At 41.8% G+C, this 18,455-nt stretch carries 15 protein-coding genes; 5 read left to right on the forward strand and 10 right to left on the reverse strand.

From position 1 onward, the window contains the following. Window positions 1-41 precede the first annotated feature (41 nt). Window positions 42-1,808 (forward strand): T9SS type A sorting domain-containing protein, encoded by a 1,767-nt coding sequence (locus H6571_02580; protein MCB9322604.1) that lies wholly within the window; start codon window positions 42-44, stop codon window positions 1,806-1,808. A 602-nt stretch (window positions 1,809-2,410) separates the two neighbouring features. Here H6571_02580 and H6571_02585 read toward each other — a convergent pair. The 8 genes from H6571_02585 to H6571_02620 all read right to left on the reverse strand — a co-directional run bounded on the left by H6571_02585 (window position 2,411) and on the right by H6571_02620 (window position 11,286). Next, window positions 2,411-2,755: a hypothetical protein gene (locus tag H6571_02585; GenBank protein ID MCB9322605.1), complete on the reverse strand. Its 345-nt coding sequence runs from the start codon at window positions 2,753-2,755 to the stop codon at window positions 2,411-2,413. A 429-nt stretch (window positions 2,756-3,184) separates the two neighbouring features. Then, window positions 3,185-3,850, reverse strand: a complete 666-nt coding sequence (locus H6571_02590; GenBank protein ID MCB9322606.1) for a hypothetical protein — start codon at window positions 3,848-3,850, stop codon at window positions 3,185-3,187. An 89-nt stretch (window positions 3,851-3,939) separates the two neighbouring features. Continuing rightward, a complete protein-coding gene (locus H6571_02595) occupies window positions 3,940-4,182 on the reverse strand; it encodes a hypothetical protein (protein MCB9322607.1) in 243 nt (80 codons plus the stop codon). A gap of 672 nt (window positions 4,183-4,854) precedes the next feature. Continuing rightward, the gene (locus H6571_02600) at window positions 4,855-5,259 is read right to left on the reverse strand and encodes a hypothetical protein (protein ID MCB9322608.1); all 405 of its coding nucleotides are present in this window, start codon (window positions 5,257-5,259) and stop codon (window positions 4,855-4,857) included. Window positions 5,260-5,271: 12 nt separating this feature from the next. Continuing rightward, a complete protein-coding gene (locus tag H6571_02605) occupies window positions 5,272-6,105 on the reverse strand; it encodes an RHS repeat-associated core domain-containing protein (protein ID MCB9322609.1) in 834 nt (277 codons plus the stop codon). Continuing rightward, window positions 6,092-8,038, reverse strand: a complete 1,947-nt coding sequence (locus H6571_02610; protein MCB9322610.1) for a hypothetical protein — start codon at window positions 8,036-8,038, stop codon at window positions 6,092-6,094. Before H6571_02610 ends, H6571_02605 begins: the two co-directional genes overlap by 14 nt. Window positions 8,039-8,361: 323 nt before the next feature. After that, window positions 8,362-10,011 (reverse strand): Zn-dependent hydrolase, encoded by a 1,650-nt coding sequence (locus H6571_02615; GenBank protein ID MCB9322611.1) that lies wholly within the window; start codon window positions 10,009-10,011, stop codon window positions 8,362-8,364. Between the two features lie 27 nt (window positions 10,012-10,038). After that, window positions 10,039-11,286, reverse strand: coding sequence for a M28 family peptidase (locus H6571_02620; GenBank protein ID MCB9322612.1), 1,248 nt, complete (start codon window positions 11,284-11,286; stop codon window positions 10,039-10,041). A gap of 785 nt (window positions 11,287-12,071) precedes the next feature. Here H6571_02620 and H6571_02625 point away from each other — a divergent pair. From H6571_02625 to H6571_02635, 3 genes are all read left to right on the forward strand, one after another. Next, window positions 12,072-12,776: a hypothetical protein gene (locus H6571_02625; protein MCB9322613.1), complete on the forward strand. Its 705-nt coding sequence runs from the start codon at window positions 12,072-12,074 to the stop codon at window positions 12,774-12,776. 50 nt (window positions 12,777-12,826) lie between these two features. After that, on the forward strand, window positions 12,827-13,726 hold the full coding sequence (locus H6571_02630; protein MCB9322614.1) for a serine hydrolase: 900 nt from the start codon (window positions 12,827-12,829) through the stop codon (window positions 13,724-13,726). A gap of 92 nt (window positions 13,727-13,818) precedes the next feature. After that, window positions 13,819-15,285, forward strand: a complete 1,467-nt coding sequence (locus H6571_02635; GenBank protein MCB9322615.1) for an acetyl-CoA carboxylase biotin carboxylase subunit — start codon at window positions 13,819-13,821, stop codon at window positions 15,283-15,285. A 52-nt stretch (window positions 15,286-15,337) separates the two neighbouring features. Here H6571_02635 and H6571_02640 read toward each other — a convergent pair whose 3' ends face one another. Further along, window positions 15,338-16,183: an acetyl-CoA carboxylase carboxyltransferase subunit beta gene (locus H6571_02640; protein MCB9322616.1), complete on the reverse strand. Its 846-nt coding sequence runs from the start codon at window positions 16,181-16,183 to the stop codon at window positions 15,338-15,340. A 134-nt stretch (window positions 16,184-16,317) separates the two neighbouring features. Here H6571_02640 and H6571_02645 point away from each other — a divergent pair, with 134 nt between their 5' ends. Further along, on the forward strand, window positions 16,318-16,758 hold the full coding sequence (locus H6571_02645) for a hotdog fold thioesterase (protein MCB9322617.1): 441 nt from the start codon (window positions 16,318-16,320) through the stop codon (window positions 16,756-16,758). A gap of 122 nt (window positions 16,759-16,880) precedes the next feature. Here the strand turns inward: H6571_02645 and H6571_02650 are convergent, their stop codons facing one another. Continuing rightward, a complete protein-coding gene (locus tag H6571_02650; protein MCB9322618.1) occupies window positions 16,881-18,422 on the reverse strand; it encodes an OmpA family protein in 1,542 nt (513 codons plus the stop codon). Window positions 18,423-18,455 lie beyond the last annotated feature (33 nt).

Consider the following 18,455-nt stretch of genomic DNA (forward strand, 5'->3'; position numbering starts at 1 on the left):
GAACCGGGAGAAAATTCTCCCGGTTCTTTTAACTTTCATTTATGAGTAGGCAGTTAATAATCCTGATTATTTTTTTCGCAAACCAGGCTATAGGGCAAGTCCCTTTTTTAGAAGAAAAAAGAGACTTCATCTGGTTAACAGGTTATGATGATACCTTCCCCCCCTTTGGCGGTACCGTCATTAATTTTAATAATGATACAGTTTTAGTTCAATATGAATACCGCGAGATGAATTTTGATGTAACAAATTCCAGCATCTGTAGCACAGAGGGTGAATTGTTATTTTATACTAATGGCATTTATATTGCTGATCAAGAAGGAGAGTTAATGGAAAATGGAGATAGTTTAAATCCCGATCCATATACTTTGAGTTGGGCTGAAAATGGACTAATACTCCCCCAAGGTGCATTAAGCATTCCAAAACCAAATCACCCGGATATATATTATTTATTTCATGAATCACTTTCATTCGAAGTAATCCCAGACGGTCCCATTGCAAAACCATTATATTTTTATTATTCATTAATTGATATGAATGAAAACAACGGCTTGGGGAAAGTCCTTGAAAAGAATGTACCTCTGATACAAGATACCTTAGATCTTGGAAAAATAACATCCTCCCGTCATGCCAACGGAAGAGATTGGTGGATCATATTTGGAGAATTTAATAAACAGAGTTTTTATATATTTTTATTGAGCCCAAATGGGATTGAACCATATGATCACCAATTATTACCTAATGCCGATAATTATTTTTCTGGTTTAGGTCAAGCTGTATTTACACCTGATGGTACTAAATATGTAAGATTAAATCTACATAACCTATATACTGACCAATTCATTGACATCTTTGATTTCGACCGTTGCACGGGTGAATTCTCAAACCCAATCCAAATCACCTACATTGACACAGCTTATGCAGGAGGAGTTGCTATTTCTCCTAATAACCAATATTTGTATGTGTCTTCTTTTAAGTACATATATCAGTATGATCTGGAAGCAAATGATATCGAAGCCAGTAAGCAAATAGTAGCTATCCTTGATGGATTCCAATCCGAATCATTTGGCTTGTACACAACTTTTTTCCTGGCTCAACTGGCTCCGGACAACAAGATTTATATCAATGCTAATAATTCGGTGGAATATATGCATATCATTCATAATCCCAATGCTGGCGGGGAAGATTGTCAGATAGAACAACACGGATTAGTGCTATCGACCTTAAACAGTTTTTCGATGCCTAACAATCCCTATTTCCGTCTCGGGCCTCTTGACGGCAGTCCGTGTGATACCCTGGGGCTGGATAACCACCCCAAAGCAGATTTCTATCACATAGTCAGTGATACCCTGGCTTCCTTCTGGGATTACTCCTTGTTTGCACCTACAGAATGGAAATGGGATTTTGGAGATGGAAGTGAGCTTAGTTATGAACAAAACCCTCAGCATATTTATGCCCAAAGCGGCATTTATGAGGTTTGTCTGACCGTCAGCAATGACAATGCAAGTGATACCCATTGTGAGTGGGTAGAGATCATTATTACCGATACTCAGGTCCCTGACAGCCCTGTCAAAAATCCACGTCTGTTTCCCAATCCGGTAGGGGATTATTTTTATTTTTCTTATCATTCTGATAAAACCGGGAGTTGTACACTATATGATGCTTTGGGACGGGCGGTTCTACAACGGCCTCTGCTATCCGGTAATGTCACCCAGGCATGGGATGCCCATAGGCTTGCAGCAGGGGTTTATTATTTGATGATTGAGGTGGAGGGGCAGGTGGTGTTTTCGGAGAAGGTGATGAAGTTGTAGGTGAGTCACAAACTAACTTTCTTTTTTTATCTCATAATATGTGAATTGATTCCAAAAGATCATTAATAGGAATAAGCGCTATATTTTTCCCAGAGAGGGTGTTTCAATAACAACTGACTATTGAGATTAGTCTTCAGTTGCTCGCTTCGTTCAGGTTTCAAACACATTCTATTTTAGGGTGCTTGAAGAATATGCACTTTCATGGTTGCGTTGCATAGTTGTTACTTTTGCTTTAAGAGCAAAAGACTAATAAATCCAGCCTATCCGGAGGAATTAAAGACTTTATGGGATGGTCGCAGCCTGCCTGGTGACGCAAGAGACAGGCTTTCAGCTTCGACCCTATACGCTCATCATATCACCCGATCAAAAATAACCCATTCCTTTTCACAAATCAATATATCCGATAGGGAAAAAGCCCGGCGCGGCCAGGCTTTTTGTTTTTTCATTTTCTGTGTATTTTCCTAAGGCCCAGGTTTACCTGGCTTTAGACAGGCTGTAAGCCTTACAGGCATATTCCGGTCAAAGCTTTAAGCCTTGACCATCGACCTTTTTTATTTTTTGCCGACATGCTTCGGCCATCAGGGTGCGGCATGCTTCGGGCATCAGGAGGTTCCCCTTTTTTTGAAGGAAAAATCAAAGAATGCTATTAATACAATAATTACTAGCAAAACAAATTTTTCAAGCTGAAATTTATGCTCTAAAAATCCTCTAAAAAGGTGTATCCCCAAAAGAAATACTACAGGTAAACCTATCCCAAACTTTCCTTCTCGAATAGATTTGAAAAGAGCTTTTTCACTTTTATGCCAATGAAGAAAATAATAGATTGTCAAAGTTACAAGTAATATTATTTGGTAATTTAAGTATTTTTGAGTTAAATAAAGTTCTGAATACATGAAAAACGGAATTACAACACAAATTCCAATCAATGTTCCTTTTATTACATTCACTTTTTAACGAATTAAAATATAAGTAGAATAGACAATTTCTTGCTTAAAAACTTATTATTTATTACCTAAAAGTCTCTTTCTTTTGATCTAAAACCAATCTTGTATTTTCAGGTTTAACCCATGGACCTGTTTTATTTGTCAAGTAATCCATTGTTAAACCAACCGCTATCCCAGTTTTAGGATTCTTAGTTAATAATGTTGTAAGAACCCCGATCGACCTTTTTTATTTTTTGGTCGATATGCTTCGCCCATCAGGGGACAGCCGCTTGATCTTTCTTTCATTGTCTGTGTATTCAATACCGCCCGGACTACAAGTCCTGTATGCATAGCCCGTTTAAGCGTGAACGCCTAAATGATCGACTTTTAATTTTTTGGGCGATTCGCTTCGGCTATCAGGTTGAGGACACTGCCAAATTTCCAGACATACTCTCAATTATCATTTTCGTAAATTTCTACTGAAAGAAAATTTTTCTCCCATGCTGGTCCTATCCAAAATCTTCTGTCATCAAGATTGTACTTATATATACTTTCTCCCTCTCTATTTTGAATTGAGGCTAACTCATTGAAATATTTACTTCTTATTCTCTGAGATGCTTCTTCATAAGAATGGAAATTACTTATATTTAAAACCCTCATCCATGCTAAGTGATATTTTGTTTCGGGGTCTTTTTTCTCCCCTAAGAAACAATACGCGTCAAAATGAAATTGATCACTTGGATATTCTGGAAGTTCACCTCCTCCTAATAACTCAAATTTTTGGTTTGAATTTTTAGTTATCACAAAAAACGCAATCTTGTTCAAATTAGGACTATAAAGGATAGTATCAATTAAAATCATTGTTTCATTGTCGTTTTCACTCGAATGATAAGGTTCTGTTCTGCTTTTAATCAAATCCATTATGTCATGAATTAAGGAAATACTATCCTTTGTATAGTTTTCTATTGAAATTGAATTTAAGTAGGTGAACTCTTGAGGGGTGGTGGAAGAAAAAAAACCAGAATTAAACAAAAACACGCGAACAATTATGATAAAAATAATGGTTCCAAAAATAATTGATAGAAATAATGAAATAATAAATTTGGAGTTCTTTCTCATTTAATAATGTTTGATGGTTCAAAACATACACTATAAATAAACAGGACTTTCAATTTAATGAGAAAGCCCTGTATTATTAGCCGTTATTCTTATTCCTTTTTATCACCCTGTAGTTCCCAATCCTTACCATTCCAAATATAAGTTCCTTCGCGTAAATCCTGAATATTATTGAAGAATGACATTATTGAATGGCTTCCGCTATTTGGGTCTTCATTGGATTCTTCCTCCCCTGATTGTGATTGATTTGCTAGCTTTCCGGTTATCGATCTCTTTCCAGAACCTCCTTTGTGGGTAAATTCCATTATTTCCACCATGTATATATGATGCTTCATGATCTCCAAGTTGATCCATTACCGCTAAATCAAAAGCTCGCACCCCCCGATGGTCGCAGCCTGCCTGGTGACGCAAGAGACAGGCTTTCAGCTTCGACCCTATACGCTCATCATATCACCCGATCAAAAATAACCCATTCCTTTTCACAAATCAATATATCCGATAGGGAAAAAGCCCGGCGCGGCCAGGCTTTTTGTTTTTTCATTTTCTGTGTATTTTCCTAAGGCCCAGGTTTACCTGGCTTTAGACAGGCTGCAAGCCTTACAGGCATATTCCGGTCAAAGCTTTAAGCATTGACCATCGACTAGTGCGGCATGCTTCAGCAATCAGGGGACCTTTTTTATTTTTTGGTCGATATGCTTCGCCCATCAGGAGGTGCGCAGACATTCCTTCGCATTATTGTTCATGCGGCCACCTCACAGAAAAATAAACGGCCATCTCCGATTTGAAGACAGCCGTTTACTTTTATCATTTCATTGTCTGTGTAACCCTGACGCCCGAGCTGAAAGCTCTACAAGCGTAGCCCGCTTAAGCGATGACGCTTAACCGATCGACCTTTTTTATTTTTTTGGTAGGCATGCTTCGGCCATCAGGGGGACATGCTTTGGACATCAGCGGTATCCATATGTTTCGGCCATGAGGGAACGGCATGCTTCGACTATTAAAGCTATTTACTTTTTTGTTGAATAAGGAAATGTACATAACACATATTTCATTCCAATGAAATCTTTTTTAAATCGATCATAAATATATAATAAATTAAAATGTGATTCAATTTCATAACAAATTGTATAATATTTCGTTTGTTTTAAATTTCGACTCCATCTAATATGTGCACTGTGAACCTCTCCTAAAGAATCAACCTTTAAAGAAAACGCTATTTTAAAATAATCATCATTCGGATCAATGTAATAATCTTTTTTTATTATTTTATTTAGTTCCTCTTTCAGACTAACATCATTTGGAATATTTATTATATATGATGAAAAATCGGTTTGACAATATAAAGTATAAGAACTTAGGACTAATATAAATGATACAAGATTCAAAATCTTAGAAACTTTTTTACATCTCATAATTATTATTTTTTAATAAAAATCTCCATTTTCCAACCTTGGGCCTATTAAGTTATCTTCATTTGCCCTTGCTTCTCGAAAAACTTTTTTTAAAGCTAAAGCCCCTACCCTTGAATTTTCTTGAACATAAGAGAAAGGAGCTTTAGTGCCAAATTCTTTCTCTCTTTGCTTATAATAATTAATTCTTGCATCAACGGCAATATTAAATTGTTTGTCAAAAGCCTCTGTCATAACAGACTCATCATATATTCCTTCTAAATCAACGAATTCATAATTTATTCCTTGATCCCAAGGGGTACCGATAAATCCAAATGGCGAAACATCCATTGCAACATTTGCGGATACTAAATCTGCCTCCGTTTCTCTTACCGATTTGTCATTACTATCATATACACCTAAATCACTTTGATAGGCATGGAATAATTCTTGAGATAAAGTATGAAGGTCATTAACTGAATGGATTTCATTTGTATTAGGATTAAAGGAACCAGAACCATCTCCACCAGAGCCTGGTTTTATATAATAGGTAACCTTTGAATTAACTAATCTTGTATAATAAGCTTTGAATAATTTATTATTGTTTAATTGTTTAATGTTTTTGGAGTAAGCCTCTTTTTCTGATTTAGATAGACTTCCAAGATCAATATACATTCCATCGATATCAATAAATTTTATCGGACTATTAGCAACATAAGCATATGGAGATATGTTCGTGTATTTTTCCGCCAGCGGATCCACCGCATTCCACCTCCCGATAGCAGGATCATACCATCTGGCGCCATAATCATACCAGCCAATCTCCTCATTATACTCCTTGCCATTATACAAGTAACTATTCCTGCGGATCTGCGCTCACATTCGCATCCCCGATTTTGATGCCGATAAAGTTGACATTCAAAAAATCGGCATCGAGGAAAAGGGTGCCCGTTTGGGGGAAAGGCGGAGTAAATGGATCATTCAGATCAGGAAAAGTATAACCGGCGGGCACAAAACGCCAGGAGGGGGCTCCTCCGTCGCCAAAGCCTACCTGGATGGCCAGGATGCGCTTTTGTATGCGTATAATGTCAGCCGTAGTCACCGAGTTGGAAAGGTTTGCATCTCCGCTGATGATCTTATAGGGGGTGTCAAAATGTTCCACTCCCAGGATGTGTTTCCTGATCTTGATCAGATCGGCGGTGGTGACCCCGTTGACATAATTGGTATCCTTAGCTACCGCTACGAGGTATTCTTCCTGGCCGGGGAGTTCCGCAGCCTCAAAATATCCGTTGGCGTCTGTGGTAAACTGGAGGAGTCCGTATGTCGCATTGTCCAGGAAAACTTTTGCATTGCCGATTCCGGCACCGTTTTCGTTGACAATATGTCCGCTGATGGTATAAACGTCCCCGGCCGGCTGTTCCATGCCGTGAAGAGTGTCATTTTCCATTAAAACGGGCTCCAGCCATTCTTTCAGGCGCGTTTCAGGGGTTTGGCCATTTTCCCAGGCATAGGTAAAATGACCGAAATATCCGATGGTGGCTGTATCAGGACTACAGGAAGCGGTCCCCCCGTTCAACTGTCCCACAATAAGCCCGTACTGATCTAAAAGGCCTGCCCCGGAAGATCCTACCTCAAAAGTGCCCCCGGTATAATCTACCCGGTAGTGGTGATAGGGAGGTGTGATCACACCATTGTTCCAGTTGATTGCATTCGGTTCAATACCGGCACCTATACTGGACCAGGCAACCTTTTTGATATCCCCCACGGGATGATGTATAATGGTCGAATGGGTTGGAGCAAACTGGGAATGACTCCAACCGATAAAGTACAAATGATAGGAAGGCGGAATGTCCGGGATGAGTTCCAACAGGGTAAAGTCGCTTTGCTGACGACCCGCCACCAGTTGACTGCCAAGAATCGATTTGAAAGTGGGTGCCGTGGCCGGATTACTACAGGTTGGGCTCTCAAACTCAAAATCAAAGCGGTACATGTCCCATAAAGGGGTATAACCGTCCTGGCAGTGATAAGCGGTCAGGATATATGGCGTGGCGTCGCGATTGCTGTTGTTGATCAGGTTGCCGGTACAGTAGCCCATCCCTTCTTCTACCACAAGGATAATCCGGCAAACGCCTCTTTGCTGGTCACGGGTACTGTTACCTTCCGTGCAGTTCACATTTTTGTGACAATCCCAGGAAGCGCCGAATCCGAACGCCTGGGTATCCAGGGATTTTTCTGCCCCAAAATTGTCTTTCTGATAAACGTGGTCGGCCCTGAAAATATGAAAACGGCCCTGCCCAATGACGGACAGTGGTTCGTAATATTCGAGAATGGCTTCCTCGCCCAGAATGAGGCCGGTCCAGAAACGACGGGTGTCCCGGTTATTGCGCCAGGTATAGGCGCCTTTTACCTGGGATTTGTCCGGACTGTACATAAACAGTTTAGCGCCCTGGGGCAGGAAAAAGTCGTCATAAAAAACAGCAACGGCCAATGCTCCGGAGCTTTTCAGATGCAAACGCCACAAGCGATCGCCATTGGGCAAAATCGTCCATTCCCCGGCAGATTCTGTGTCCATATCCAGGGGGATAGGCACTGAAAACCGGGTACCAGGCCCTTCGGCATCTTCCCGGGCCACTTTTTCCCAATCGGGGGCTTTTAGCATGACCGGAGCCGGGGCAGCTGAAATAAAAGGTTGTAATTTTGGATCGGAACTTACCGGTACTCCACCGGCGGTTATTTGTGCCTCAAGGGATTGATAACCTAATAACATTAAGGAAAGCAGGAAAAGTAAAGTAGTTTTTTTCATGGGATGTGAATTTATGGAAACCGCAAAATGTAAAATTAACCAATAAATCAATACTTCTCCCGGAATTGAAAAGCCAAAATTTACATTTTAGATTTTTTATTTTACATTTTGGGGTTTAAGAAAGAAATCAAAAATAAATTGAACTATTTGCCGTGCTCGCCCAGCCTTTGTAAGGCGGGAAAAATAAATTTACACTCTTGCTCCCTTCCTCCCCGGCCCTAAAGAGGAGTCAGCGCAGAAAATGTAAATTTATTTTTGAACCATCCTTTAAAGTGGTGATTGCTCTGAATAGTTCAATTTATTTCGTCACTTTGCAAAGAGTCTTAAATGCCTAAAACATCAGCTCCCTGTTCAAAAATGACATCAACGGGAATATTGGCCTCCTGCAGACGATCCAGGTCTTTTTGCAATTCTTCGCCAATACCGCCCATTTCGGTGACGAGTTGGGCCACTCCGTCATAATCTCCATCTCCCTGGAGCGTGAGTATTTTATTGGCTAAAGATTCCATAGCTTCTTCGAGTTTATCAAATTTGACAGAATAGGTTCCGTCAGCATTGCGTTCAAATGCACCAAAAGATTTGAAATAATTGAAGCGGATCATATTGGCTCGACCATGAGCACTGGAGCTGCCAAACCGGACGGATCTGAAAATGCCGGCCATAAAGGTGACATAATAATCCTTCAGGTCTGCCGTCAACTCTCCCTTATCGTGAAGCTGTTTGATCATGAAAAGGCCGAGGATGTCAGCTTTTCCTTCTTCCAGGGCTGAAGCATGTTCTTTCAATGCCTGACGTACGGTACCGCCTTGGCCTTTGATCACATTTTTGATCCCCAGTCCGTGAGCCACTTCATGGAACATGGTATTGCTAAAAAAGGCATCAAAAGTAATATGCTGGCGTTGGTCTTCAGCGATCAACACATCCGCGATCGGCACCATGATCTTATCGAATTTTGCCTGCATGGCATTTTTCAACTGGAGGCGGCGGGTTCCCTTTTCCAACTGGACCTTTTCGTCGTTGGGCAGGTTGATGGCAATGGTTTTGCTTCCTGCATTACAATCGCCGGCATAATAAACCACATCATAGGCATTGAGGTCTGCATCGGTCCCTGGCTTTTCCTTTTTATAAGGGGCCTCCACCGGCAGGGCTTCCTGCAATTCAGGAAGAAAAGCCGCATATTTGGCCAGGCGGCCGCTCCATTCCATATCCTTGATCAACACATAACATTCGTGGGAAGCTTTATACCCGAACAATTGGTCTTCATAAGTCTCAATAGGACCGATCACCACATCGATCTGGTTGTTTTTCATGTCCATCCAGGCCATATCGCTGGCCAGGTAGTCGTCATTCATCAAGGCATCGGCTCTCAATTTCAGGTAATTTTTCAGATCAGCATCCTTGGTAAGCTGGGCCGCTTCCCTTAACAAGGTAGCCGCTTTATCAACTTCAACTCTAAACATCTGATTGTAAGGAACGGTCACGAGTTTGCCGTTTTCATCTTCCCTGATGAAAGTATAAAGCCCATCCTTTCCGGGAAGGTCAGCGGCTTCGAAAGCTTCTTTGGTCATGGACACCGGGTAAAAATTAGCGCCCGCTGGTTTTTCCCCAATGTTGTCAATAAAGGAAGCATTTCCGTCCAAACGGTCCCATGGACCATAATTGATCTTCACAAAAGTTTTGGTATCTTCATCCTGGATGCCATCCAGTAAACCCGCTTTGTCGCCATAAGCCTCGTACCAGAATAAATCATCCATTATTTTACCTGCCTCGATCAGTTTTTTGATCATTTGCTTTTGATCATCAGATAATTTGCTGAGATCGGAAGTCAGCCGAACGGTCACATATTTATTCAAATTAGCCTGCATGGGAGTCAGCATTGTTTCTGTTTCAACCTCCTGTGTATCTTGTGTGCTATTGTTGCAGGAAAAGGCCAGAAATGCCAATAACAGCAACATAAAATTCATCTTTTTCATTTCCTTATAAATTGATATCATTAAAAATTAAAATTCAACTTCCGTTTTCATTTCCTTGCCGTCCCGCAAAAAGACAACAGTCGTTTTATCCCCTGTATTAAACTTCCCAAGGGCGTCCATATATCCGTAAATATCCTTGATCTCAATATCGCCTATTTTTATGACGACATCTTTGGCCAGCATCCCTGCATTAGCGGCAGTGCGGCCTTCCATAACGCCATCTATCCTGAGACCGGTCCCGTCGTAAACATAATCAGGCATAACGCCAAGTGTTACTTTGTACGATCTGCGGCTTTCTGTCGCTTCTTCTTTTGTTTTGGTGAATTCAAGCTTCTCGGAAGCATCCAGTTCATTAATCACGGCCATGACGTAGTTGGTCACTTCCACAATGCCTTTAAAATTGATCAAATTAGCATCGTCGCTGGGCTTATGGTAATCGCCATGCTGACCGGTGAAGAAAAACAGAACGGGAATGTCCTTCAGGTAAAAGGAAGTATGATCGGAAGGGCCGATCCCGGAGTCGGTAGTTTTTACTTTGATTCCGTGCAACTGAATATTTTCAAGAACAGGTTTCCAGGCGGGAGAGGTTCCTGCGCCACCAACAGCAAGGACCTTTTCTTCCTTCAGTCGGCCCACCATATCCAGGTTGAGCATATAATTCACTTTTCCAAAATCTATCGTTGGATCATCGGCGTATGCTTTTGAGCCAATAAGGCCAAGTTCCTCCGCAGAAAAACTGATGAACAGGTAATTATTGTTTTTGGCTTCCCCTGCCTTGAGCCGGGCAGCCAGGTTGAGCATTGCCGATACCCCGCTGGCATTGTCATCGGCCCCGTTATGGATCGCAGGTTCTCCTGCATGTAAGGAACCACTTATGCCCATCCCCAAATGATCGTAGTGAGCGCCGATGATAATCGTGTTCACCGCACCATTATCGAGATAGCCAACCACATTCCTTCCTTTGCGCGGTTCCGGATTATCTTTGGAATGAGGGTTTGGGTAATAGTTAAAGTCAAACTCGTGGAACCAGGTATCGTCGGTGCCTTTAGGTTCCAGGCCGATCTGTTCAAAACGGCGGGCAATATAATCCGCAGCCATTCTGGCTCCCTCCTTGCCGGATTCCCTGCCTTCAAGATAATCCGAAGAAAGATAAACAAGATCTGTTTTAATATCCTGCTTTAAGGCGGTGCCATTTTGGGCAGAAGAAACGCCAGAAAGTAATAAAATAAAAATGAAGGTAAAAAAATGCTTCAATTGAATTTTTTCATTAGCCATTGATCATAAATTTTATTTTCCGTACCTCTCTATATCCCAGCGCGAAATTCCAGCAGGTGACTTTAAAAGGTTAAACGGTTGTTTTTCAATATTTTTAATCCTGCAAACTTACGGAAAGGAAAAGAAAAAAGAGCTAAGAAATGAAAATTGGAATAGGCAAAAAGTGTCAGAATTAAGTAAATTTATCAGCATGAGAATAGAATAAAACAAAAAACGGCTGCAACTTTAAAAGTTACAGCCGTTTTTGTAAAGAACACTAATACGTTCTTTGCACTTCTGCCTGGTTAAAAACTATCAGGGTGGCCCGAATTTATGAGCCTTTGCTGATCGGTTTTGTGCAGACGTGTTTTTCAGTTTGTTAATGTTCATGTTCATGAGATTTAATGTCCTCGAGGAGAAGGACGTGTTTAAAAAATGGAATTAATAGCCTAAAGATAGAAAATATTTTAATTCAAAGAAATTTAATTTAATAAATATTGCAAAAAAAATATTCACCCAAAATCATCGGTGCTTCTGACTCAAAAACATTGCCCGGGACAAAATAAAATTTCAGGTTTATTTCCCTTTTGAAAAAATTATACCCTCCTCTACTCTTCTTTGTTTTTTAATCTTGTATTTTCTTTTTTTGTAGATAAAACAAAAATAGAAAGAAATTTTTGAATGAGTAAAATTTAACATAGTATTTGTTTTATTTAATATTTAATTAATAAAATTTGTTTTTGAATAAAAACTTACTTAAATTTGTTAGGCACAACTACCAAAAATTAAATTCGAAATAACAGGTAATGAAAAAACAGGTTCAACACAGACAATACAACTACCCTGATGCCGACCTTTATCTCCAGTGTATGGAACATATCCGCTACGCCCTCAGGGATATTCAGTTTTTCGAGCAGTACGGGTACGGCAAGGATCGACTGGCCGTATTCAAAAACAATTGTGAAAAATTCAGATCGCTACCCGATGATGATGAATTATTGGGGGATCAGATGATCACCACGGAAAAAAAATCGGACGCTGCCGAAAAACTAAAAACAGCCATCCGGAGCATCATGACCCGTGTGGCCATGAAATACAGCACCCGAAGTGGGCGCTACAGAAAATTCGGAACATCGAAAATCGGAGACATGACGGACGCCCAGCTCCTTTTTTGCGGGCGACGGGTAGTCAGGGTAGCCCGCCAACAATTTGACTTCCTCGCAGAAGTAGGGCTGACGGAGCAAGTGATCCAACGCACCGTGGAGGCCTGCCAGGCTTTTGAAAACAGTATGCATATTCAGCAAGACCGTGTTTCTGAAAGGGATATTGCAGTAGAAAGAAGGATTGAACAAGGCAATGAGCTCTACCAGGAATTGATCGTCCTTTGTAATATAGGTAAAGACATTTGGGTAGAAAAAGACCTTTCCAAATATGAAAATTATACCATTTACGAGAGTAATAATGAACAAAAGAAAGCCAAAAAATCCAGGGAAGCTACTGAAAAAAGCTAGCCGTTATCCTAAATATTACTTGGGCCATTCATCACTAAAATGCTAAAAAGATGCAAAAATTCTCCGTCCTTGCTTTCATGGCTTCTGTTATTATTTCCGCCTGCTCCCCTGCCCTGTCCCCCATGGATCAACTCAAAGTTGATATCCAGTCCATCATCGGAGCGTCTCCGGGTACCTACGCAGTCGCCCTCCAGGATTTGAAAGACAGCAGCATTCAATTGCTGATCAATGAAAAGGTCGTTTTTCATGCCGCGAGCACCATGAAAACACCTGTAATGATGGAGTTATTCAAACAATCCAGGGAAGGAAAACTAAGCATGGAGGAGGAACTTCCTGTGAAAAACGAATTTATCAGCATAGTGGACGGAAGTACGTTCAGTATGGATATCGGGGAAGATTCCGATGAGATGCTCTATGAAAAAATTGGAGAAAAAGTGAAAATTTATGACCTGATGTACAATATGATCATCCATAGCAGCAACCTGGCCACCAACCTGCTCATCGAAAAGGTGGATGCCCAAAATGTAACCCAAACCTTACGGGACATGGGGGCAATGGATATCAAAGTGCTGAGAGGCGTAGAAGATATAAAAGCCTACCGCAAAGGATTAAGCAACACCACTACTGCCTATGATCTTATGCTGATTTATGAACAATTGGGGAAGGGAACCTTCCTCGACAAATCAAGTTGTCAGAGAATGATCAACATCCTGCTCGACCAGGAACACAACGACCTCATCCCTGCCAACCTTCCCACTGAAGTAAAGGTGGCTCATAAAACCGGATTCATTACCAAAATCCTTCATGATTCAGGAATCGTTTTTCTTCCGGACGGCCGCCAATACGTTCTGGTCATTTTAAGCAAGGAATGGGATAAAGAGGAAACGGCTCAAAAAACCATCGCGAATATCTCCAAAAGGATTTACGATTTTTATATTACGAACCCCTAAATGACCCGGCATTGAAATTATTGCCCTTTAAATTCCATTGATTCAGTAAAATTTTCAGACATTAGCCATTCAACAATTTTTATCGAAACACCATGCGAAAAATCCTAGTAGCTAACCGTGGGGAAATTGCCTTGCGCATCATGAAAACCATCAGGCGCATGGGCATTTCCATTGTCGCAGTTTATTCAGAAGCTGACCGCCATGCTCCACATGTGAGATTTGCCGATGAAGCGGTATGTATTGGTCCTCCGCCATCCTCGGCCTCTTATCTGCTCGGGGATAAAATCATTGAAATTGCGAAAAAACTAGGGGTTGAAGGCATTCATCCCGGGTATGGTTTTTTGAGTGAAAACGATGATTTCGCCAGGAAGGTGGAAGAAAACGGCATTATTTTTATCGGCCCGGGGCAAGAAGCCATCAGGATGATGGGGAATAAATTAGCCGCCAAGGATGCTGTAAAGTATTACAATATCCCTATGGTGCCTGGGACAGACAAAGCCATTTCTGACATAAAAGCGGCCAAAAAGATAGCGGTAAAAACTGGTTTCCCCATACTGATCAAGGCCGCAGCAGGCGGAGGGGGAAAAGGCATGAGGGTAGTGGAAAATGAAGCGGATTTTGAAAGCCAGATGAGCCGGGCCGTAAGTGAAGCCCTGTCTTCCTTTGGAGACGGTTCCGTTTTTATCGAAAAATATATTTCACAACCAAGGCATATTGAAATACAGGTATTAGCCGATACTTTCGGAAATACCATTCACCTGTTTGAAAGAGAATGCAGTATCCAGAGAAGGCATCAAAAGGTGATAGAAGAAGCCCCTTCTTCTGTTTTGACGCCAAAACTCCGGGCAGCCATGGGAACCGATGCCATCAATGTAGCCAAAGCCTGCTCTTATGTCGGGGCCGGAACGGTTGAATTCCTGCTCGATGCGGAAAATAATTATTACTTCCTCGAAATGAACACAAGGTTACAGGTAGAACACCCTGTCACTGAATTCATTACGGGAATAGACCTGGTGGAACAACAGATCCGCATTGCCAGGGGAGAGCCATTGAGAATCGACCAGGAGAGTCTTTCTATCAAAGGGCATGCGATTGAGCTTCGCGTTTATGCTGAAGATCCTGATAACGACTTTTTACCCAATGTAGGAACCCTTAAACATTATCAATTACCTGAGGGAGATGGTATCAGGGTAGATGACGGTTATGAAAGCGGGATGGAAATCCCTATTTATTATGACCCAATGATTTCGAAGCTCATTGTTTTTGCTGAAAACAGAAAAGCTGCCATCCGTAAAATGTTAAGCGCCATTGAGCACTATAAAGTGGACGGTATCACCACTACCCTGCCCTTTGGGCGGTTTGTCATGCTTCACGATGCTTTTATCTCGGGAAATTTTGACACTCATTTTGTAAAAAATTATTATTCCAAAGAGGCCGTTCGGAATACTAAAGAAGAAGAAGCGCGTCTTGCCAGCCTTCTTGCATTAAAACTTCAAAGAAATCACGCTGGAAAATTACAGGTTCCCAAAATTCATGACTCAGCATGGACGAAACGATAATACCGTTGCCCCTATTGATTTTTGCTCGAAACCTCTAATGAAAGGCAAGTGATTATGATTTCGCAAACATAGTAAGCAAATCTCCTACCCTTTCCTTAAGGTCTTTTCGATCGACAATAAAATCAAGGAAACCATGTTCAAGCAGGAATTCTGAGGTTTGGAAACCTTCAGGTAAGTCGCGCTTTATGGTCTCTTTTATCACCCTTGGACCTGCGAAACCAATGAGTGCCTCCGGTTCGGCAAAATTAATATCCCCCAACATGGCAAAAGAAGCCGTTACCCCTCCGGTGGTAGGGTCGGTCAGGAAAGAAAAATAAGGGATTCCGGCCTCCGCAAGTTGCGTAAGTTTGGCGGATGTCTTCGCCATTTGCATCAGGGAATAAGCAGATTCCATCATTCTGGCCCCTCCGGATTTGGCGATCAACAGGAAAGGCGTATCGTGCTCCCGGCAATAATCAATCGCAAGAGCTATTTTTTGCCCTACCACTGACCCCATGGACCCTCCGATAAAGGAAAAATCCATCGCAGCGATCACTAAAGGCTTTCGGGATGATTTTCCCACCGCAACTGCCATTGCATCTTTAAGACCGGTTTTTTTTACGGCTTCTTTCAGGCGTTCCGGGTAAGGTTTTAAATCCACAAAATGCAGCATGTCCTTAGAAATCAAATTGGAAAACAGTTCCTCATACTGCCCGTCGAAGATGATGTCAAAATAATCGTGAGAACCAATACGAACGTGGTAATTGCATAACGGGCACTTATAGTAATTTTCCCGCAGATCCTTCATGGTTGAAGTCTCCTTACAGGATTTACACTTATACCACAATCCATCGGGCGCTTCCTTTTTATTTTTGGTGGCCGTTTGGATGCCGTCCTTCAATCGTTTAAACCATCCCATGTGTATAAATTAATCCCCGACTATTGTCAGTTATGTTTTAATTCTTGTTTTTTACTGACCCAAAATTAAACAGTTCAGCCAAAAACCGTACATTTCTACCAAAAGAATTTAAAATAATCACAAAATAAGTCGAAATGATTTGGAAGCACAAAATTGATCTGGAGGTGCTCAATTCCTTTAGTTCGAGAACGATGGTTGAACATCTTGACATACAGTTTATATCTTTTGGCGATGATTTTATCACCGCAAAAATGCCCGTTGATCACCGGACCGTTCAGCCTTTTGGTCTCCTTCACGGAGGAGCATCCGCGGCACTTGCAGAAACCATTGGAAGTGTAGCCTCTTCCTTATGTGTTGAAGATATCACCAGGGAAGCTCCGGTAGGCATTGAGATCAATGCTAGTCATTTGAGCTCTGCCCGTTCCGGGTATGTTTATGGCACCGCCCGTCCAATACGTGTCGGTCGTAAAATCCATGTATGGAATATAGAAATCAAGGATGAACAGGAAAGATTAATCTGTGTAAGTCGCCTTACCGTTGCCATTATTAATCATGGCCGGGTAAAAACACAGTGAAAGGGACTTGAGATTCCTCGATTTTTTGAAAATTATTAAAGTCGAGCTAAATGGAAGAAGGCCACCCTGAACTTTACATTGACAAATTCAGGGTGGCCTTCTTCTTTTCATCTCAAAAAAAATTAATCTTTCACCAATTCAAAGTCGGTTCGCCTGTTTTTAGCACGTCCATCCTCGGAATCATTTGAAGCGACAGGTTTGTCCGGTCCGTTTCCGATGACAATAATCCTGTTGACATCCATGCCGTGTTCTTTAATCAGGTAATTTGCCACAGATTGAGCACGACGCTTAGACAATGCTTTATTAGAGGCGGCGCTTCCCACATTATCCGTATTGCCTTCAATACGGATACGTGCATTACCGAATGCTTTGGCAATATCAATAAATTCTTTGTCTATAATGTATTTGGCGTTTTCATCCAAAATGTACTCGCCAGTTCTGAAATTAATGCTCACCCTTTTGGTGGCAACCGCTTCTTTATCCTTAGCGTCTGCGTCATCAAGTTTGGTAAAGGATTTGGATTTTTCAGCCTCGTGAATGGTGCCGGAAAGAGAGGCATTTTGCACAAATGCAGGATAGGCAATCTGTCGCCAGGTAGGTACGGCATTGCCTGTAAATCCGAGCGCTTTGTATTTGGTAGCCATTTGAAGGTACAAATCATTTCCGGTCACGCCTGAATAGGAAGTATTCAACCCAAAGAAATTTTTATTATCCCCAAAGGTGGCTAGTCGGACATTATCAATAGCCCCGACAGCATCCTCCTCAGGAAGTCCCAGTCCGTCGGCCAGAATTTTAGCTGCTTTATCTTTAGCCTTAGCGGAAGAATTGATCTCCGCTGCACCGATCATCCAGCCTTCAAACAATTTTTGCAGTTTATCCCGATTGGCATCTGCATAAGCTCGTTTGGCGAAGAAAAAGTCAGCAATAATATGAGAGGCGCCTCGGCTGCTTTCCAATATAATAGAACCCGGCACATCCCGCACACATTGCAGATCATCAGGGCTCCATACTACCGCAGCATCCACCTGCTGACTTTTAAACGCCGCTGCAGCATCCACGGCACTCGCCTGGGGAACCACCTGAATATCGTCAGCGGTCAAGCCCGCTGCATCAAGGAGATACAACAAAAAGGAATGCGAAGGAGTCAATTCAGCCACCGCCACCTTTTTTCCGCGCAGGTCGGATGCATTTTTGATGCCCCGGCGCACCACAATGGCGTCCCCACCTCTTGACCAGTCGGCCTGCCAAAGGGCTACGGGGTCGAAGTCACGCAATCCTTCAATAATAGTAGGGAAAGCATCTATGGTGTACCAATGCAAGTCGATATCACCGTTTTTCCAGGCGTTGAGGGAAGCATCCAGATCATCATTCACCACGAACTCCACTTTCAAACCATAATCCTGGTAAAAACGCGAGGTTTTACTGGCTTTAAAGCCTTCGTTAAAATATTGCCCCCCGGCATATCCCCCCCAGGTAACCACCCCCACTTTAATCACATCATCGTCTCGTGTACTGAAATCACCACTATTTTCTTTCTTGTCCTGCACTGGCTTATCTCCACCGATAACACCGGTTTGGAGCAAGTATTTCACGCCAAAAAATGCAGCTGAAACGATCACCAGAACGATCAGTAATTTGGAAAAAGACGTTAATCGTTGTGCCATTTTTATAAGTTTAAAGCTTGTATGTTGATTAAT

The organism is Lewinellaceae bacterium, from assembly GCA_020636105.1.
Lineage (GTDB): Bacteria > Bacteroidota > Bacteroidia > Chitinophagales > Saprospiraceae > BCD1.